General features: G+C 71.6%; 17 protein-coding genes and 1 other RNA gene. 12 read left to right on the top strand and 6 right to left on the bottom strand.

What is annotated here, in order from left to right; translation table 11 throughout:
* Positions 1-23: 23 nt before the first annotated feature.
* The 5 genes from FHG71_RS08025 to FHG71_RS08005 are packed head-to-tail and all read left to right on the top strand — an operon-like array spanning position 24 to position 5,379.
* The gene (locus tag FHG71_RS08025) at positions 24-1,499 is read left to right on the top strand and encodes an amidase (RefSeq protein ID WP_139081115.1); all 1,476 of its coding nucleotides are present in this window, start codon (positions 24-26) and stop codon (positions 1,497-1,499) included.
* A complete protein-coding gene (locus FHG71_RS08020; protein WP_139081114.1) occupies positions 1,496-2,557 on the top strand; it encodes an ABC transporter ATP-binding protein in 1,062 nt (353 codons plus the stop codon). The genes FHG71_RS08025 and FHG71_RS08020 overlap by 4 nt, the downstream gene beginning before the upstream one ends.
* A 24-nt stretch (positions 2,558-2,581) precedes the next feature.
* Positions 2,582-3,475 (top strand): ABC transporter permease, encoded by an 894-nt coding sequence (locus tag FHG71_RS08015; RefSeq protein WP_139081130.1) that lies wholly within the window; start codon positions 2,582-2,584, stop codon positions 3,473-3,475.
* A complete protein-coding gene (locus tag FHG71_RS08010) occupies positions 3,468-4,325 on the top strand; it encodes an ABC transporter permease (RefSeq protein WP_139081113.1) in 858 nt (285 codons plus the stop codon). Before FHG71_RS08015 ends, FHG71_RS08010 begins: the two co-directional genes overlap by 8 nt.
* 28 nt (positions 4,326-4,353) lie before the next feature.
* Complete coding sequence (locus tag FHG71_RS08005; RefSeq protein WP_139081112.1) at positions 4,354-5,379, top strand: ABC transporter substrate-binding protein; 1,026 nt, start codon at positions 4,354-4,356, stop codon at positions 5,377-5,379.
* A gap of 31 nt (positions 5,380-5,410) precedes the next feature.
* On the opposite strand, the gene FHG71_RS08000 is transcribed toward FHG71_RS08005, so the two are convergent.
* The 4 genes from FHG71_RS08000 to ndk form a co-directional block, all read right to left on the bottom strand.
* Positions 5,411-7,612 (bottom strand): sensor histidine kinase, encoded by a 2,202-nt coding sequence (locus tag FHG71_RS08000; protein WP_139081111.1) that lies wholly within the window; start codon positions 7,610-7,612, stop codon positions 5,411-5,413.
* Positions 7,613-7,646: 34 nt separating this feature from the next.
* Positions 7,647-8,504, bottom strand: a complete 858-nt coding sequence (aguB, locus tag FHG71_RS07995; protein WP_139081110.1) for an N-carbamoylputrescine amidase — start codon at positions 8,502-8,504, stop codon at positions 7,647-7,649.
* Positions 8,505-8,566: 62 nt separating this feature from the next.
* Positions 8,567-9,598, bottom strand: coding sequence for a histone deacetylase family protein (locus FHG71_RS07990; protein ID WP_139081109.1), 1,032 nt, complete (start codon positions 9,596-9,598; stop codon positions 8,567-8,569).
* 101 nt (positions 9,599-9,699) lie between these two features.
* On the bottom strand, positions 9,700-10,122 hold the full coding sequence (gene ndk / locus FHG71_RS07985; protein ID WP_139081108.1) for a nucleoside-diphosphate kinase: 423 nt from the start codon (positions 10,120-10,122) through the stop codon (positions 9,700-9,702).
* Positions 10,123-10,272: 150 nt separating this feature from the next.
* On the opposite strand from ndk, the gene FHG71_RS07980 reads away from it, so the two are divergent.
* The 3 genes from FHG71_RS07980 to FHG71_RS07970 all read left to right on the top strand — a co-directional run bounded on the left by FHG71_RS07980 (position 10,273) and on the right by FHG71_RS07970 (position 13,601).
* Positions 10,273-12,123 (top strand): ABC-F family ATP-binding cassette domain-containing protein, encoded by a 1,851-nt coding sequence (locus FHG71_RS07980; protein ID WP_139081107.1) that lies wholly within the window; start codon positions 10,273-10,275, stop codon positions 12,121-12,123.
* An 83-nt stretch (positions 12,124-12,206) separates the two neighbouring features.
* Positions 12,207-12,581, top strand: coding sequence for a DUF983 domain-containing protein (locus FHG71_RS07975; protein ID WP_139081106.1), 375 nt, complete (start codon positions 12,207-12,209; stop codon positions 12,579-12,581).
* Positions 12,582-13,010: 429 nt separating this feature from the next.
* On the top strand, positions 13,011-13,601 hold the full coding sequence (locus tag FHG71_RS07970; protein WP_139081105.1) for a retropepsin-like aspartic protease family protein: 591 nt from the start codon (positions 13,011-13,013) through the stop codon (positions 13,599-13,601).
* Here the strand turns inward: FHG71_RS07970 and FHG71_RS07965 are convergent.
* Together FHG71_RS07965 and FHG71_RS07960 are read right to left on the bottom strand one after the other, a co-directional pair.
* Positions 13,591-14,151 (bottom strand): RSP_2648 family PIN domain-containing protein, encoded by a 561-nt coding sequence (locus tag FHG71_RS07965; protein WP_281281958.1) that lies wholly within the window; start codon positions 14,149-14,151, stop codon positions 13,591-13,593. The two genes, FHG71_RS07970 and FHG71_RS07965, sit on opposite strands and share 11 nt — an antisense overlap.
* Positions 14,148-15,359, bottom strand: coding sequence for an RSP_2647 family RNA methyltransferase (locus FHG71_RS07960; protein WP_139081104.1), 1,212 nt, complete (start codon positions 15,357-15,359; stop codon positions 14,148-14,150). The genes FHG71_RS07965 and FHG71_RS07960 overlap by 4 nt, the downstream gene beginning before the upstream one ends.
* Before the next feature lie 141 nt (positions 15,360-15,500).
* Between FHG71_RS07960 and edd the strand changes: the two genes are divergently transcribed.
* The 4 genes from edd (at position 15,501) to FHG71_RS07940 (ending at position 19,083) form a co-directional block, all read left to right on the top strand.
* Positions 15,501-17,300: a phosphogluconate dehydratase gene (edd, locus tag FHG71_RS07955; RefSeq protein WP_139081103.1), complete on the top strand. Its 1,800-nt coding sequence runs from the start codon at positions 15,501-15,503 to the stop codon at positions 17,298-17,300.
* Between the two features lie 65 nt (positions 17,301-17,365).
* Positions 17,366-18,007 (top strand): bifunctional 4-hydroxy-2-oxoglutarate aldolase/2-dehydro-3-deoxy-phosphogluconate aldolase, encoded by a 642-nt coding sequence (gene eda / locus FHG71_RS07950; RefSeq protein WP_139081102.1) that lies wholly within the window; start codon positions 17,366-17,368, stop codon positions 18,005-18,007.
* Between the two features lie 3 nt (positions 18,008-18,010).
* Positions 18,011-18,369, top strand: a transfer-messenger RNA (tmRNA) gene (gene ssrA, locus FHG71_RS07945).
* A gap of 54 nt (positions 18,370-18,423) precedes the next feature.
* A complete protein-coding gene (locus FHG71_RS07940; RefSeq protein ID WP_139081101.1) occupies positions 18,424-19,083 on the top strand; it encodes a DUF1194 domain-containing protein in 660 nt (219 codons plus the stop codon).
* Positions 19,084-19,092: the final 9 nt, after the last annotated feature.

Genomic DNA, 19,092 nt, shown 5'->3' with positions numbered 1-19,092 from the left:
AAGGAACAGCCGGCAGGGATGGCATGACCTACGACGACCACGACGCGACGGGCCTGGCGGGGCTCGTCGCCAGCGGGCAGGCAAGCCCGGACGAGCTTCTGACCGAGGCCCTGGACCGCGTCCGGGCCCTGAACCCGGCCCTCAACGCCGTCGTGCTGGTGCAGGAGGACCTCGCGCGGCAGGCGATCCGCAAGGGCCTGCCCCGCGGCCCGTTCCGGGGCGTGCCCTTCCTCCTCAAGGACCTGGGCGCGGAATCGAGGGATTTCCCCAGCCATTCCGGCTCGCGCCTTTTCGCGAACGAGACCTATCCCGAGGACTCCACCATCGTCGCCCGGCTTAAGGCGGCCGGACTGGTGATCTTCGGCCGGACCACCTCGCCCGAGGGCGGCATCGGTCCCGCGACCGAGTCCGCCGTCTACGGCGGGCCCACGCGCAACCCCTGGAACCTCGACCGCACGCCCGGCGGCTCCTCGGGCGGCTCGGGCGCGGCGGTGGCGGCTGGCATCGTCCCGGCGGCGCACGGCTCGGACGGCGGCGGCTCGGTCCGCATCCCGGCCTCGAACTGCGGGCTCTTCGGCCTCAAGCCCACCCGCGCGCGCCTGCCCGACGGCCCCTATGCGGGCGAAGGCTGGGGCGGCATGGCCATCGACGGCTATCTGACCCGCTCGGTCCGCGACACGGCGGCGCTGCTGGACGCGACCGAAGGCCCGGACCTCGGCGCCCCCTACCACGCCCCGCCGCTCGCGCGTGGCTACATGGCCGCCATCGCCCGCCCGCCACGCCGCCTGCGGGTCGGCCTCTGCGACACGAGCTTCACCGGCCAGCCCGTCCACCCCGACTGTGCCCAAGCCGCCCGCGACGCCGCCACGCTCCTTGAATCGCTCGGCCACCATATCGAGCCCTTCCGCCCCGACGCCGACCACGAAGGGATGATCCGCGCCTGGGTCGATATTGTCGCCTGCGGCACGGCCCTGTCGATCCGGGGCGACCTCGGCGGCCGCGACCCCAGGGACCTCGTCGAGCCCGTCTCGCGCGGCGCCATGGCCCATGCCGCCACCCTCTCGGGCGAGGACTACCTCCGCGCCATCGGCCGCATCCACGCCTATGGCCGCCGCATGGCCGCCCAGTTCGAAAGCATCGACGTCCTCCTGTCCCCCGTCATGGCCGAGCCGCCCGCCCGCATCGGCCGATTCGCCCACACGACCGAGGACTATCTCGCCTACCGCCTCGGCCCCGAGGGCGTCTGGCCCTACTCGCCCTTCTGCACGGCGTTCAACGCCTCGGGCCAGCCCGCGGCCTCGCTGCCCCTCCATTGGACGGAGGACGGACTGCCCGTCGGCGTGCAGCTCGCCGCGCGCTTCGGCGACGACGAAACGCTGATCGCGCTCTGCCGCGAGGTCGAGATGGCCCGTCCCTGGTTCCACCGGCGCCCGCCGCTGGACAACCGGCCCCCGGCCGAGGCAGCATCCTCCCAAAAGAACAGGGAGATGCAGGCGTGACCCAGGGCCCCGCCGTCGAGGCGCAGAGCGTCGTCAAGCACTTCGGCGACGGCCCGGATGCCGTGCGCGCCCTCGACGACGTGTCCGTCACCGTCGCGCGGGGCGAGTTCTTCACCCTCCTCGGCCCCTCGGGCTGCGGCAAGACCACGCTCCTGCGCTGCATCGCCGGATTCGAGACGCCCACGGCGGGCCGCATCCTCCTCGGCGGGCGCGACATCACCGACGACCCGCCCAACCGTCGGCGCGTTAACACGGTGTTCCAGAGCTACGCGCTCTTCCCTCACCTCACCGTCGCGCAGAACGTGGCCTTCGGGCTCCAGATGCTGGGCCGCCCCAAGGCCGAGGTGCGCGCCACCACCGACAGGATGCTCGCGCTCGTCCGCCTCGACGCCCTCGCGGACCGCCGCCCCGACGCGCTCTCGGGCGGCCAGCAGCAGCGCGTGGCGCTGGCCCGCGCCCTCGCCCCGCAGCCCGAGGTCCTCCTCCTCGACGAGCCGCTCTCGGCGCTCGACCTCAAGCTGCGCAAGGAGATGCAGTCCGAGCTGAAGCGCCTCCAGCACGAGACCGGGATCACCTTCGTCTTCGTCACCCACGACCAGGAGGAGGCGCTGACCATGTCCGACCGCATCGGCGTGATGTCGGCGGGCCGGCTTCTCCAGGTCGCCCCCCCGCGCGACATCTACAACCGTCCCGTGAACCGCTTCGTGGCGGACTTCATCGGCGAGACGAACTTCCTTCCGGCCACCGCCCATGCGGGCCAGATCCGCCTCCGCTCCGGCGAGGTCCTCGGCCCGACCACGGTCTCGGGCGCCATCACGGTCGCCATCCGGCCCGAGCAGCTCCGCCTGTCCGATCCCGGCGACCACGAGGCGATCCCGGCGACGGTCGAGGGCTCGACCTATCTCGGCACCGACAGCCACCTGCACCTACGCCTCCCGGACGGAAGCAGGGTCGTGGCCCGCATCCCCTCCCTGCCCCAGGCCGAGCCCGGCCCCGCGCCGGGGATGCCGGTGGGCCTGCGCGTGGCGCCCGGCGCCCTGCAGGTGCTGGAGGACTGACGCATGACCATGGCGACCCCGGAAATGACGGCGCGGCGGCGAAGGGCCCGCGCCGGCTGGCTTCTCTCGACCCCCGCCCTCGTCCTCCTGCTCTGCGGCGCGGCGGGGCCGCTCCTCGTGGTCCTCGTCTTCTCCTTCCTGACCAAGGGCGGCTACGGCGGCGTGGAACTGCCCTTCACCGCCGAGGCCTGGTTCCGGATCTTCTTCCAGCGCGACATCTTCGACGGCACGGTCAGCGCCGCCGACGCGCATATCCAGATCTTCTGGCGCTCGGTCTGGCTGTCGCTCGCCACCACGCTCATCACCTTCGTCCTCGGGCTTCCCACCGCCTGGTTCATCGCCACGCGGCCCGCCCGGACGCGGACGCTCTGGCTCTTCCTCATCACCATCCCCTTCTGGACCAACCTCCTGATCCGCACCTTCGCGATCATGGAGGTCATCCGGAACGAAGGGCTGCTGAACTCGGCGCTTCTCGGGCTGGGGCTCATCGACCAGCCGCTCCAGATCCTCTTCACGGACACGGCGACGCTGATCGGCATGGCCTACGTCTACCTGCCGCTCATGGTCCTGCCGCTCTACGCCGCCATCGACCGCTTCGACATGCGCCTGCTCGAGGCCGGGCACGACCTCTACGCGAGCCGCTGGGCGCTCCTGCGCCGGGTGATCCTGCCGATCATCCGGCCCGGCCTCGTGGCGGGCTGCATCCTCGTCTTCATCCCGGCGCTCGGCGCCTACGTCGTGCCGCGCGTGCTGGGCGGCGGCAAGAACATGATGGTCGGCAACTTCATCGAGCTTCAGTTCGGCCAGGCGCGCAACTGGCCGCTGGGCGCCGCGCTGTCCATGATGCTGCTTCTGGTCGTCATGGCGGCGCTCCTCGTCTACGTGCGCGCCATGGCGCAGGAGGGCCGGGATGACTGAGATCCGCGTCGCGGCCCCCGCCACCCCCGCCCGCGCGCCCGCCGCCCCCCGGCGCCGCCCCTTCTCGGCCGCGAGCCTGCCGGGCTTCACCGCCGTCGCGCTCCTGTCCTTCGCCGCGCTCTACCTGCCGATCCTGACGCTGGTGGTCTTCTCCTTCAACGCCAGCCCATCCATGTCCGACTGGGGCGGCTTCTCGCTCCACTGGTACCGCGACGCCTGGGAAAACGACGCCGTGCAGGAGGCGACCGTCCGCTCGCTGGTGCTGGCGACGCTCGCGGCGACCATCGCCACCGCCGTCGCCACCCTGGCCGCCCTGGGCACCACCCGCCAGGGCCACTTCCGGGGCCGCACGGCCATCTACGCCTTCATCAACCAGCCTCTGATGGTGCCCGAGATCGTCACCGCCGTGGCGCTCCTCATCGTCTTCGGCGTGGTGCGCGCCGCCACCGGATACCAGGGCCTCGGCTATCTCGTGCTCGCCCATTCGGCCTTCTGCGTGCCCTTCGCCTACCTGCCCATCCGGGCCCGGCTCGAAGGCCTGGACCGCCGGCTCGAACTGGCGGCGGCTGACCTTTACGCCACGCCGCTCCAGGCCTTCCGGCGCATCACGCTGCCGCTCCTCGCCCCCGGCATCGTCGCGGGCTTCATGCTGGCCTTCGTCATCTCGCTCGACGACGTGGTCATCACCGAGTTCGTCAAGTCCGCCGGGCAGGACACGCTTGCGACCTACATGCTGGGCCAGTTCCGCCGGACGCTCACGCCCGAGGTCAACGCCATCTCCACCGTCCTCCTCGCCTTCACGCTGGTGCTTCTGGCCGGCGTCTTCCTCGTCACGCGCAAGCGGGCCTGAGACCCGCATCCAACCCAAGGGAGTCCGAATGAAGACCATCCTCCTCTCCGCCGCCCTGGGCGGGCTGGCCACCGCGGCCGCCGCGCAGGACCGCCAGCTCCAGCTCTACAACTGGGGCGACTACACCTCCCCCGAGCTGATCGAGAAGTTCGAGGCCGAGACCGGCATCGCCGTCACCATCACCGACTACGACTCGAACGACACGGCGCTGGCCAAGGTCTCGGCCGGCGGCCACGGCTTCGACCTCGTGGTGCCCTCGGCCAGCTTCGTCCCCATCTGGGTCGAGCGCGGCCTAATCCAGGAACTGGACCTCTCGCGCCTGCCGAACCACGCCAACATCGCCCCCGAATGGCGGGACGTGGACTGGGACCCCGGCCGCACCCACACCGTTCCGTGGCAATGGGGCACGGTCGGCATGGGCGTGAACACCTCGGTCTATTCCGGCGACGTCAACACCTCGGACGTCGTCTTCGACCCCCCGCCCGAGCTTCAGGGTAAGATCAACGTCGTGCCCGAGATGATCGACATCATCTCGCTCGCCATCATGAACGTGGGCGGCGAGCCCTGCACCACCGACATGGAGATCCTCCGCCAGGTCCGCGACAAGCTCCAGGCCGCCAAGCCCCACTGGCTCTCGATGGACTACGACTCCGAGGCCAAGCTCGCGGCCAACGACGTCAGCGCCGCCGCGACCTGGAACGGCCCGGTGATGCGCGCGCGGCTCAAGAACCCGCCCGTGGTCTACGGCTACCCGGTCGAGGGCTACCCGATCTGGATGGACTCGGTCGCGCTCCTGTCGGACGCGCAGAACGTGGACGCGGCCTACGAGTTCATGAACTTCATCATGGCGCCCGAGAACGCGGCCCTGATCTCCAACTACGCCCGCTACGCCAACGGCATCACCGGGTCCGAGGAGTTCATGGACCCCGAGATGGCCACCGCCCCCGAGGTCGCCATCCCCGAGGAGCACCGCGCCAACGGCGTCTTCGTGCCCACCTGCTCGCCCGAGGCGACCGAGATCTACTCCCAGATCTGGACCGAGCTGCAGAGCTGACCGCGCGGGCGGGGGGCCACGGTCCCCCGCCTCACCCCTCGCCGTCCGAGAAGGCCAGCTCCGGCCCCGTGGAGACGGGCAACGAGATCGAGCAGCGCAGCCCGTTCGCGTCCAGCTCGTAGCGCGTCTGGGCCCGAAGCTGGTAGGGCAGCGCCCGCTCGATCAGCTCGCGGCCATAGCCCATGCGGGGCGGGTCGGACGGAACGAACGGCGCGCCCGTCTCGCGCCACTCGACCTGGAGGCGCCGCTCGCCGCCCGGTGCGGCGACCAGCCGCCAGTCCACCGCGAGCCGCCCGGCCGGATCGGACAGCGCCCCATGTTTCAGGGCGTTGGTGGCCAGTTCGTGCAGAGCCAGGGCAAAGGTCTGCACGGTGGCCGAGCGCAGCGGCACCCCCACCGGCCCCATCAGCCGGATCTGGCCGCCCCCCTCGCCGTCCAGCACCCCGAGCGCCGACAGCTCGGTCCGCAGGAGCTGGTCGAAGGTGATGCGCTCCCCTTCCTCCAGCCGCGACAGGAGCCCGTTCACCCGCCCAAGAGCATCCAGCCGGGCGCGGAAGCGGGCGCGGAACTCCTCCAGCGACGCCGAGGAGGTCAGGGTCCGCTCCGCGACCGAGCGGACCACCGCCACGAGGTTGCGCGAGCGGTGCTGCAACTCGGCCACCAGCACGCGCAGCCGCTCCTGAAGGTCCACCTCCTCGGTCGCGTCGTGGTAGATGCCGCCCAGCCGCTGCACCTGCCCGGCCTCGTCCAGCAGCGGAAAGCTCGTGTCGCGGACCCAGCGCAGCGCCCCGTCCGACCGGCGCACCCGGAAGGTATGCAACACATGCTCGCCCTCGCGCACGCGGCGGAGATTCTCGAGCACGCCCGGCCGGTCCTGGGGCTCGATCAGCGCCGCCCAGGGCCGGACCGAGCCCACCCCCTCCACCTCCGAGACCGGCAGGCCGTACAGCTCCTCGAAGGCGGGGCTCACGTATTCGAAGGCCAGGGTCCGGGCGTTGCGGATCCACAGCACGTCCCCGGCCGCGTCCCCGAACTGGCGGAAGCGCGCCTCGCTCTCGCGCAGCGCCGCCTCGGCCGCCCGCCGCGCCGTCAGGTCCACCGTCGCCACCAGAAGCGACGCCGGCCGGCCCGCGGCAGGCCGCAGCGGGGTGATGCGGCTGTTGGCCCAGACCAGGGTCCCGTCGGGACGGCGGTAGCGCTTGTCGAGATCGGCCCCCGCCCCCGTCCGAAGCGCCCGGTTCACCGCGGCCAGGCTCGGGGCCATGTCGTCGGGATGAGTCACGTCCCCGATCGTCAGCCCCAGGACCTCCTCGCGGCCGCGCCCCAGGATGCGGCAGAGTTCGGAGTTCACCTCCAGGAACCGTCCGTCGAGGCCCACCTCGGACAGCCCCACCGGGGCACTCGCGAAGATCGCCTCCAGCCGCTCCTGCCCTTCGCGCAGGGCCGCCTCCGACCGCCGGCGCGCGGTGATGTCCGAGAAGAGCACGGCCACCTGCCGGCTGCCCGGCCCGCCCAGCCGGAACACGTTGAGGTCGAAGACCCGCCCCAGGACCAGCTCCGGCTCCTGGAAGCGCAGGGCCTCGCCCGTTTCGGCCACCTTCCCGTAGATCTGCGCCCAGCGCGGGCTGGGCGTGCCCAGAAGCTGCGTCAGGGTGAGCCCGACAGGGTCGGACACGCCGCTGTGCACGGTGAAGGCCGGATTGACCTCCAGATAGCGGAAGTCGCTCCAGCGCCCCGCCTCGTCGGCGATCATCTCGATCACTGCGCAGCCCTCGTCCATCGAGGTGAAGATCGACCGATAGCGCGCCCCGTCTCGCCCGGTCACCCCCCCGAGTCCCGTCGCACGCAGCCCCCGGACCGCCCCGGCCCCGTCGCGCAGGGGCACGAGCGACAGGTCCGCGACCACCTCGGCGCGCCCCGTCCGCATCACCCGCTCGACCGCGGGGCCGGCCTCGGGCCAGAGCGCCGCCCAGGCCTCGCGCAGGGGCCGGCCGGGCGCGGCATGGCCGGTCAGGTCGCGCGCCGCGCCGTTGGCAACCTGCGCCAGCTCCGGCCCCCAGGCGACCCACTGCGGCAGCGGATCGTCCAGGATCGTCTCCACTGCCAGGCGCAGCCGCTCGGGCCAGCCCTCGGGCGCCCCGAGCGGCGTCTGCTCCCAATCGTGCTCCCGCAGGGCTGCGGCAACCGCCCCCTCGCCCAAAGGCCAGTCGGAGATGACGTTCGACGGTCTCATGCGCCTCCGTTGCCCCGTCGGCCGCGCCCCCCGGTCAGAGCCCGGCCAGCCTCCCGTAAAGATCGGGCCGCCGGTCCCGGAACAGCCCCCAGCCGCGCCGCATGACCGCCGCCTCGTCGAGGTCGAGCCGCGCCAGCACGATCTCCTCGCCGTCGCGGCTCCCCTTGGCGATGATCTCGCCCGAGGGGCCGGCGACGAAGCTCGACCCGTAGAAGAATACCTCGCGCCCGCCCTGCGGCTCCTCCCCGATGCGGTTCGAGGCCACCAGCGGCATCAGGTTCGCCGCCGCGTGCCCGCGCATGACGGTTTCCCAATGCGGCTGGCTGTCATAGCCGGGCGCCTCGGGCTCCGACCCGATAGCGCTCGGATAGAGCAGGATCTCCGCCCCCATCAGCGCCATGGCGCGGGCCGCCTCGGGGAACCACTGGTCCCAGCAGATGCCCACCCCGATCCGCCCGACCGCCGTGTCCCAGACCCGGAACCCCGTGTTGCCGGGCGAGAAGTAGAACTTCTCCTCGTAACCCGGCCCCTGCGGGATGTGGCTCTTGCGATAGACGCCCAGCACCCGCCCGTCGGCGTCCACGACCGCGACCGAGTTGAAATGCGCCTGCCCGGCCGTCTCGAAGAAGGGCACCGGCAGCACCACGCCCAACTCGCGCGCAAGATCGGCAAAGCGCGCGATCAGCGGGTTCCCCTCGAAGGGCTGGGCCAGCGTCAGATGGCGCAACTCCTCGGTCACGCAGAAATAGCGCGAGGCGAAGAGCTCCTGCAGCAGCACGAGGCCCGCGCCCTTCCGCGCGGCCTCGCGCACCAGCCGCTCGGCGGCGTCGGCGTTCTCCGCCGGCTCCTCCGAAGCCGCGAACTGCGGCGCGGCGACGACGAGCTCACGCATGATCCCCTCCGGCCGAACAGGCCCAAGCCCATACTCGGCTCGGGCCCGAGAGTTCCCGCCCCTCAGGCATCTTCGAAGCCTTCCAGCACGTTCACCGTGTTCACGCCCACCTGCTCGATGGCGTAGCCGCCTTCCATGCAGAAGACCGTGGGCAGGCCCATCCGCCCGATCCGCCGCCCCATGTCGAGGAAGTCCGGGCTGTCGAGCTTGAAGAAGCTGATCGGGTCGTCCTTGTAGGCGTCCACGCCCAGCGACACGACCAGCGCCTCGGCGCCCCAGTCCTTGATGCGCCCGATCACGCCGTCCAGCGCCTCGGCCCAGGGGCCATAGGGCGTGCCCGGCCCGAAGGGGACGTTGATGTTCGCCCCTTCGCCCTCGCCCTCGCCCGTCTCGTCGGCATAGCCCGCGAAATAGGGATACGAATCCAGCGGATCGCCGTGGATCGAGGCGAACAGCACGTCGCCCCTATGGTAGAAGATGTCCTGCGTGCCGTTGCCGTGGTGGAAATCCACGTCCAGCACCGCGACGCGCCCTGCGCCCCCGTCGCGCATCATCTGCGCCACGATGGCGGCGTTGTTGAGGAAGCAGTAGCCGCCGTACTGGTCCGAGGTCGCATGGTGCCCCGGCGGCCGGCAGAGCGCGAAGGCCGCCCGCGCGCCTGCCGCCACCTCGGCCTGTGCCGCCTGCGCACAGGCGAGCGACGCCTGCGCCGCGCGCCAGGTGCCGCCGGTGATGGCCGTCTCGCTGGCGTGGCAGTAGTATTCGACCTTGCCGTCGATGTTCCGGGGGATGCGGTCGTGGCGCTGCCGCCGCGTGGGCATCCCTGCCGCGATCACCTCGCCGCCCTGCCCGGCCGCCTTCCAGTCGTCGTAGGCCGTCTCCAGGAAGGCCAGGAAGCCCGGATCGAGCAGCTTGCGCGCAGGCTCCAGGTCCACCACGCCCGGCGCCACGATCTCGCCGACCTGCCGCTCCTTGAGCCGCGCCAGCACGTATTCGACGCGCGAGGGCCGCTCGTAGGGCGTGACGAACTGGCCCCCCGACAGCTCGGCCTGCGGAAAGTGCAGGCGGTGGTCCTCGCTGAAAAAGGTCTTCATCCGACTCCCCCGTGGTCTTTCGGGGACCCTGCCCGACCTCGGGGCAAAGAAAAAGGCCCGTCCCCGACGGGGGCGGGCCTTCGGACGTCATGCGCGTCGGATCAGCCGACCAGCTCGATGCCCGAGAAGAAGAAGGCGATCTCCTGCGCGGCGGTCTCGGGGGCGTCCGAGCCGTGGACCGAGTTCTCGCCGACCGATTCCGCGAACTCGGCGCGGACGGTGCCGGGGGCGGCGTCCTTGGGGTTGGTCGCGCCCATGACTTCGCGGTTCTTGAGCACCGCGCCCTCGCCTTCGAGGACCTGCACCACCACCGGGCCCGAGGCCATGAACTCGGTCAGCTCGCCGAAGAAGGGACGCGCCGAGTGGACGGCGTAGAACTGCTGCGCCTGCTGGAGCGAAAGCTGGATGCGCTTCTGCGCGACGATGCGCAGGCCCGCGTCCTCGAACTTGGCGTTGATCTTGCCCGTGAGGTTGCGGCGGGTCGCGTCGGGCTTGATGATCGAAAGGGTGCGCTCGATGGCCATGGCGTGATTCCTTGAGGCCCGGGCCCCGTGCCCAGGCATTCCGGCCGCGCCCTATCACGGGGCGGAGAGCCCGGAAACCCCCCTGTCCGGTTGACGCCCCGCCCCTCCTTGCGGCAAAGGTCGCCCGCCCGTTTCCAAAGGACAGCCTTGATGCTCCGCCTCGACGACATCTCCTACTCGGTCGAAGGGCGCCCCCTGATCGAGCACGCCTCGGCCACCATCCCCACCGGCCACAAGGTCGGCCTCGTGGGCCGCAACGGCACCGGCAAGACCACGCTCTTCCGCCTGATCCGGGGCGAGCTCACGCTCGACACCGGCAGCATCGAGGTCCCCAAGGGCGCCCGCATCGGCGGCGTCGCGCAGGAGGTTCCCGGCAACGAGGTCTCGCTCCTCGACACGGTGCTGGCCGCCGACACCGAGCGCGCGTCGCTCCTCAAGGAGGCCGACACGGCCAGGGATCCCCACCGCATCGCCGAGATCCAGACGCGGCTCGCCGACATCGACGCCTGGTCCGGCGAGGCGCGCGCCACCGGCATCCTCAAGGGCCTGGGCTTCACGGACGAGGAGACGCGCCAGCCCTGCTCCGACTTCTCGGGCGGCTGGCGGATGCGCGTGGCCCTCGCCGCCGTGCTCTTCGCCCAGCCCGACCTCCTCCTCCTCGACGAGCCCACGAACTACCTCGACCTCGAAGGAGCCCTCTGGCTCGAATCCTACCTCGTCAAGTACCCCCACACGGTGCTCATCGTCTCGCACGACCGGGAGCTCCTGAACCGCTCCGTCACCGGCATCCTCCACCTGTCCGAGAAGAAGCTCACCTACTGGAACGGCCCCTACGACCAGTTCGCCCGCCAGCGGGCCGAGCAGCGCGCCAACCTCGTCGCGCAATCCAAGAAGCAGGAGGAGCGCCGCGCCCATCTCCAGGCCTTCGTGGACCGCTTCAAGGCCAAGGCCTCCAAGGCCAAGCAGGCCCAGTCCCGCGTCAAGATGCTCGCCAAGATGGAGACGATCCGCCTCCCCGAGGACGACGCCCGCACCGTCTTCACCTTCCCCGAGCCCGAGGAGCTGAGCCCGCCCATCATCGTCACCGAGGACGCGGCAGTCGGCTACGGCAACCACATCGTGCTGCACGGCCTCAACCTGCGCATCGACCAGGACGACCGCATCGCGCTCCTGGGTCGCAACGGCGAGGGCAAGACGACGCTCGCCAAGGCGCTCTCCGCCCGCCTGCCGCTGGCGCGCGGACGCCTCACGCGCTCCAACAAGCTGCGCATCGGCTTCTTCGCCCAGCATCAGGTGGACGAGCTTCACGTCGACGAGACGCCGCTCCAGCACCTCCAGCGCCTGCGCCCCGACGAGCATCAGTCCAAGCTCCGCGCCCGCCTCGCCGGCTTCGGCCTCCTGGCCGCGCAGGCCGAGACCGTCGTGGGCCGCCTCTCGGGGGGCCAGAAGGCGCGCCTGTCGCTCCTCCTCGCCACCATCGACGCCCCCCAGCTCCTCATCCTCGACGAGCCGACCAACCATCTCGACATCGAAAGCCGCGAGGCCCTGGTCGAGGCGCTCGCCGCCTACAACGGCGCGGTGATCCTGGTCAGCCACGACATGCACCTGCTGTCGATGGTGGCGGACCGGCTGTGGCTGGTGAAAGGCGGGCGCGTGCGCGCCTACGACGAGGACCTGGAGGCCTACCGCGCCATGCTCCTCGCCGGCGACAAGCCCGCCGAGGCCAAGCCCGAGAAGCCCAAGGCGCCCCGCCCCTCGCGCGACGCGATCCTCGCCCTCCGCTCCGAGGTCCGCAAATGCGAGGAACGCCTCGCCAAGATCAACGACATGCGGGACAAGCTGGCGAAGAAGCTCTCCGACCCCGAGCTTTACGAGGACGCCCGCAAGGGCGAGCTGGAGACCTGGAACAAGAAATACGCCGAGGTCATGGACGGCCTCCACCGCGCCGAGGAGCTGTGGATGGCCGCCCAGGAGAAGCTGGACGCCGCCGAGACGGCCTAGGCACCACTGCGGGAGGGCGGCCCCGCCGGAACAGCCCCGCCCTCCCGGCGTTCCCGCCTCCGAGCCCCGGCCCGAGGTGCCCCATGACGGACGGTCCCGCCCCCCGCGACAGCGGACAGGCCATGCGGCGCGGCCTTCTGGGCCGCTGCCCCAACTGCGGCACGGGCCGGCTCTTCGCGGGCTTCCTCCGCATCAACCCCGAATGCCCCCACTGCCGCGAGCCCCTGGGCCGCTACCGCGCCGCCGACGGCCCGGCCTTCATCACCATCAGCGTGGTGGGGCTCCTCCTCATCCCCATCCTGGGCTGGAGCTACGTGGCGCTGCGCCCCGATCCCCTGACGCTCGCGCTGATCCTGACGGCCGCGATCACCGTCCTGACGCTCGCGGTGCTCCGCCTCTCCAAGGGAGCCTGGGTCGGCTATCTCTGGTCCATGCACGAGATGGACCGCGGCGCGTGACCCTGCTCCACCGTGGTCCGCCGGCCCGTCGCGGAGTGTTGCGCGAAGCGGGGCAGGACCGTTCGGTGCTGTCAGAAACCGTTAACCTCTGTCCCGCACCCTGATCCCGCACGCATCGCCACGAGACCGCCTGCGGGACATTGCTCTCCCGCCTTCGGACGACATCTTCGTGGCCGCTCTTTTCAGGAACCCGGCCCGCGTGCCGTCGGACCATCTGGGGCAGCCACCCCCCAGCCGCCGCGCGTCGAGGACGCGCCCCCTGCCGGCCCGGAGTGGCGTCCCGCCGGCAGCCCCGGAGACCGTCCGCCCCGTGCCCCCAGACGCGGCGGAGACGCTCCGCTCCCCTCGACCTCCCGCCCGCCGCACGGAACCGTGGCCCGCCGCACGTGACCCCTTTGTGGCGGGCGCTTTCCGCCCCATATTCGCCTCATGTCCGCCGACGACACCGCCAGCCTCCTTTACCTCGGGCTCCTTCTCGTCCTCCTGACGGGCTCCTATCTCGTCGTCTCGCGCGGGCGGCTGGGGCAGGTGCTCACGCAGGCCGCGCTCTGGGTCCTGATCTTCCTGGGCGTCATCGCCGCCTTCGGCCTCTGGCCCGAGATCCGCTCGGCGGTGGTTCCCACCCAGCAGGCGCTGGTCTCGCCCCAGGGCGGCCAGGCCATCGCCGTGCCGCGCGCCATGAACGGGCACTACTACCTGACGCTCGACGTCAACGGCACGCCGGTGGTCTTCACCGTGGACACCGGCGCGACCGACCTCGTGCTGTCCCGCGACGACGCCCGCCGCGTCGGCATCGACCCCGACGGACTCGCCTATCTGGGCCTCGCCGGCACCGCCAACGGCCAGGTCCGCACCGCGCGGATCACGCTCGACGAGGTCCGGCTCGAAGGCATCACCGACCAGGACGTGCCCGCCGTGGTGACCGAAGGCGACCTCGGCTCCTCCCTCCTCGGGATGACCTATCTCCACCTCTTCTCGCGGCTCGAGATCGCGAACGGCGAGATGATCCTCACCCGCTGAGCCGCTCCAGCGTCTTGGCCAGCCGGTGCAGCCGCGCCTTCTTCAGCAGCGTCCGCGCCGTCCAGGGCTCGCCCGACAGCCGCACGGCCTCGGCGACCGAGCGCCCGACGACCCGCGCCATGGCCTCGGGCGCCGCCTCGGCCAGCCCGGTCAGGAACTGGTCCGGGTCGAGCCGCTTCAGCCCCTCCTCCGCCAGCAGCCCGCGCGGAAAGTCCTTGGCGTTCATGGTCACGATCGCATCCGCCGACCCCGCCACCGCCGCCGCCAGCACGTGCACGTCGTCCGGGTCGGGCAGCCGCAGCCGTCGCTCCAGCCCCTCGAAGCCGCGCACCATCGCCTGAGGGAACGCCGCCTGCACCACCGCGATCTCGCCCCGCGCCACCGCCTCGCCCTCGGGCCCCAGCCGCGCCGCCGCCCGCGCCCATTCCTCCAGCAGCCGCTCGGACCAGAGCGGCCGGAACAGCCCCTCCGCCGCCGCGCCGAGCAGGATCTCCCGCATCACGGTCGGGTAAAGGACGCAGGCGTCCAGCAGGACCCGCTGCGGCGTCACAGCCGGAAGAACAGCGTCTTGAGGTAGCCCGACTCGGCCAGATGCGGCAGTGTCGGATGGTCCGGCCCGGCATAGCCCGTCCAGACGATCTGCCCCCGCCGCCCCGCGCGCCCGATCCCCCGCGCGCTCGCCGCCCGGAACTTCGACAGGTCCGCCGCGTGCGAGCACGAGCAGAGCCCGAGATAGCCCCCCTCGCGCACCAGCGGCGCGGCCAGCTTCGCCACCCGCTCATAGGCCCTCAGCCCCGCGTCCAGCGCGTTCTTCGACGGCGCGAAAGCCGGCGGATCGCAGACCACCACGTCGAAGCGCGCGCCCTCGGCGGCAAGCTGCTCCATCGCGTCGAAGGCGTCGCCCTGCCGGGTGCTCAGGCGCTCGCCCATCCCCATCGCCTCGGCCCCGCCCCTGGCGAGCGCCAGCGCCGCCGCCGAGGCGTCCACGCAGGTCGCGTGCTCCGCCCCGTGGGCCAGCCCCGCGAGCCCGAAGCCGCCCACATGGGAGAACACGTCGAGCATCCGCCCGCCCCGCGCCAGCCGCGCGCCAAACGCATGGTTGGGCCGCTGGTCGTAGAAGAGCCCCGTCTTCTGCCCGCCCAGCACGTCGGCCAGATAGATTGCCCCGTTCATCGGCACCGGCACCGGCCCCTCGGGGGCCGCGCCCCGCGCCATGACGATCTCCTCGGGAAGCCCTTCAAGCCCCCGCGCCCGGCCCGAGCCGTTCTTGACGACCCGGCTCACCCCCGTGACGCGCATAAGCGCCTCCACCAAGGGTCCGATCATCGCCTCGGACCAGGCGGCGTTGGGCTGCACGACCGCAAGGTCGCCCATCCGGTCCACGATCACGCCCGGCAGCCCGTCGGCCTCGGCATGGACCAGCCGGTAGAAGGGCTGGTCGAACAGCGCCTCCCGATGCGCCAGCGCCCGGCTCAGCCGCGACGCGATCCAGCCTTCGTCGATCACCGCGCCGGGATCCGCATCCAGCATCCGCGCGACGATCTTGCTTTGCGGGTTGACCGTCACGACCCCCATCGGCCGCCGCTCGGCGTCCTCCAGCACCGCGAGAGCGCCGGGCAACAGGTTCGAGGTCCGCCGGTCCATGACCAACTCGCCCGCATAGACCCAGGGAAAGCCGTGGCGGATGGCGCGGGCCTCGGCCTTGGGGCTCAGGCGCACGACGGGATAGGGCGGTTCGAAGAAATGCGAGGGCGTCATCCCGTCCCCATACAGCGCCCGCCCCCGCTTCGGAAGGTCCCGGCGGGATCTTCCGGTCGCAAGGGTTGTTAGCGCTAACAGCAGATGTTACATGGGGGCTACCGTTAGCGCTAACGACAGCCGTCGCCGGAAGGACCCGCCATGCTCCTCGACCCCGCCATCGCCGCCGTCACCGACCGCATCCGCGAACGCTCCCGGGCCGCGCGGGGCCGCTACCGCGACAAGGTGGCCCGCGCGCAGCAGGCCGGCCCCCGCCGCGCGCACCTCGCCTGCGGCAACCAGGCCCACGCCTACGCCGCCATGGGCGAGATGAAGGACACCCTCGTCGAGGGCCGCGCCCCCAACGTGGGGATCGTGACCGCCTACAACGACATGCTTTCGGCCCATCAGCCCTACGAGACCTACCCGCCCTTCCTCAAGGCCGCGATCCGGCGCGCGGGCGGCACGGCGCAGGTCGCCGGCGGCGTGCCCGCCATGTGCGACGGCGTCACGCAGGGCCAGAAGGGGATGGAGCTGTCGCTCTTCTCTCGCGACGTGATCGCTCTGGCCACGGGCGTCGCCCTCTCGCACGACACCTTCGACGCTGCGCTCTATCTCGGCGTCTGCGACAAGATCGTGCCGGGCCTCGTGATGGCCGCCGCCAGCTTCGGCCACCTTCCCGGCATCTTCATCCCTGCCGGTCCCATGACCTCCGGCATCCCCAACGACGAGAAGGCCAAGGTCCGCCAGCGCTTCGCCACCGGCGAGGCGACCCGCGCCGAGCTGATGGCCGCCGAGATGGCGTCCTATCACGGCCCCGGCACCTGCACCTTCTACGGGACCGCGAACACCAACCAGATGCTCATGGAGTTCATGGGCCTGCACCTGCCGGGCGCGAGCTTCGTGCCCCCCGGCGACCCCCTGCGCGAGGCCCTGACGACGGCCGCCGCCGAGCGCTCCGTCGCGATCACGGCCCTGGGCAACGACTACCGCCCCGTGGCCGACATCCTGGACGAGCGGGCCTTCGTGAACGGCATCGTCGGGCTGATGGCGACGGGGGGCTCCACCAACCTCGTCCTGCACCTGCCCGCCATGGCGCGCGCTGCCGGGGTCCTCCTCGACCTTCAGGACTTCGCCGACATCTCGGCCCGCGTGCCGCTGATGGCCAAGGTCTACCCGAACGGCCTCGCCGACGTGAATCACTTCCATGCCGCGGGCGGGCTCCAGTTCATGATCGGAGAGCTTCTGGACGCTGGGCTCCTTCACGGTGACGTGGTGACGGTGATGGGCGAAGGGCTGCACCACTACACCCGCGAGCCCCGCCTTGTGGACGGCGCCCTCACCTGGGCCGAGGGGCCGCGCCGGACCGAGAACGACCGCATCCTGCGTCCCGCGAAGGACCCGTTCCAGCCCCAGGGCGGCCTCGTGCAGCTGTCGGGCAACCTGGGCCGCGCGGTCATCAAGGTCTCGGCCGTCGCGCCCGAGCGTCACGTCATCGAGGCCCCCGCCCGCGTCTTCCACACGCAGGAGGCCGTCAAGCAGGCCTTCAAGGCCGGCGAGTTCACCGGCGATGTCGTCGTCGTCGTCCGCCACCAGGGCCCCAGGGCCAACGGGATGCCCGAGCTTCACGCCCTCACCCCCATTCTCGCCGTCCTGCAGGACCGCGGCCACAAGGTCGCGCTTGTGACGGACGGCCGGATGTCCGGGGCCTCGGGCAAGGTCCCCGCCGCCATCCACGTCGCCCCCGAGGCGGCGGACGGCGGCCCGCTCTCGCTCCTGCGCGATGGCGACATGGTGCGGCTGGACGCGCGGACCGGCCGGCTCGACGTCTTCGCCGACCTTTCGGGCCGGACGCCCGCGCTTCCCGAAGAGGCCGAGGACGACGGGCTCGGTCGCGAGCTCTTCGCGGTCTTCCGCCGGAACGTCGGCCCCGCTACGGAGGGCGCGTCGGCGGTCCTCTGACCGCCTCACTCCCATTCTCCCCGCCGGAGCCCGCCTCCGCCGGGCGCAACGCAGGACACCCCGCGATGACCCCTGACCACGCCTCCGAACTGACCGCCCGCGTCTGCGCCCTGGCTCCCGTGATCCCCGTCCTCGTGATCGACGAGGCGGGCTCCGCCGCCGACCTCGCCCGCGCGCTCGTGGCCGGTGGCCTGCCCGCGCTGGAGGTGACGCTCCGCACCCCCGCCGCGCTGGAGGCCATCCGCGAGATGGCCCGCGTCGAGGGTGGCGTGGTGGGCGCCGGCACGCTCCTGACCGAAAAGGACGTGGAGGCCGCCAAGGAGGCCGGCGCCACCTTCGGCGTCTCCCCCGGCTTCACCCGCCGCCTGCTCGACGCCGCCGAGGCCAACGACCTGCCGATGCTGCCCGGCGCCGCGACCCCCTCCGAGGCGATGTACCTCCTCCAGCGCGGCTACAGCGTCCAGAAGTTCTTCCCGGCCGAAGGCAACGGCGGCGTCGCCGTGCTCAAGGCCTGGGGGGCGCCGATCCCGCAGGTGCGCTTTTGCCCCACCGGCGGCGTGAGCCTCCAGAACGCGGCCACCTACCTCGCGCTCCCCAACGTCGCCTGCGTGGGCGGTTCTTGGGTCGCCCCCGCGGCGATGGTCCGCTCGGGCGACTGGGCCGGGATCAGCCGTCTCGCCGCCGAGGCCGCCGCGCTTCCCCGCTGAGGAGCCCTTGTGCGCGCGGCCCCGCCGTCCTATCTATGAGGCGTCCGGGCAACCGGACTATGGGCATAAACGCGCACGGAATAAGCGGTTCGGACCCGGGGGCGGTACCCGGCGGCTCCACCAATCATCCCTTGTTGGGGGACGGTAAGGGGCCGAAACAGGATCGACGAACGTGTAAAGGTGTTTGCTTTGTCCCGGTGAGGTACCACCGTTATCGGTCCACAACGCATAGTTGCCAACAACAACCGTGCTCCGGCGATGGCCCTCGCCGCCTAATTAGGCGGTAGAGACCAAAGCCAAAGTCCTGGGGAATAAGCCCCTCAGGCGGGGTTCGCAGGCACCTGGCAACAGAAGCCTGCACTTCCTACCCATCGTTTCGCTTGCCGCAACGCCCCGCTCTCGGGCAGCATGGGCGCGTGCTGCGGCTCGTCCTCGCCCTCTCCCTTCTGCTCGGCCCGGCCCCCGCCCGGACGCAGGAGGTCTGCGGCACGGCCCTCGTCCTCGCCATCGACGTGTCGAACTCGGTGGACCGGGGCGAATACCGCCTTCAGGTCGACGGCCTCGTGAGCGCGCTCAGCGATCCCTACATCGTCGAGGCGCTGATCCGCGACCGCGTGGCCCTGTCGGTGCTGCAATGGTCCGGCATCACCCAGCAGGAGGTCTCGATCCCCTGGCGGCGCATGACCACGCGCGAGGATGTCCTGGGCTTCGCCGCCGCGGCGGCCGCCCTCCCCCGCGCCTTCGTCCATTCCGGCACCGCGCCAGGCGACGCCGTCCTTGCGGCCCTCGCGCTCTTGGAGGAGGTCCCGGACTGCCGGCGCCACGTGATCGACGTCTCGGGCGACGGCCAGCGCAACATGGGGATCGACACGACCGAGGCGCGCGACGCGGCCCAGGCGGCCGGCGTCACCGTCAACGCGCTCGCCATCGAGCTCGTGGGCAACGCCATCTCGTTCTTTTTCCGCCGCCAGCTCGTGACCAGCGACGGCTTCGTGATGGCGGCGCGCGGCCATCTCGACTACCCACGCGCGCTCCGCCTCAAGATCCTGCGCGAGCTCACGCCGCCGACCGGCTGACCCGGCGCT

It is taken from the genome of Rubellimicrobium roseum (genome assembly GCF_006152145.1).
GTDB classification, from domain to species: Bacteria; Pseudomonadota; Alphaproteobacteria; order Rhodobacterales; family Rhodobacteraceae; genus Rubellimicrobium; species Rubellimicrobium roseum.
The sequence above is the reverse complement of the archived record's forward strand: the minus strand, read 5'-3'. Positions and strand labels throughout refer to the sequence as shown.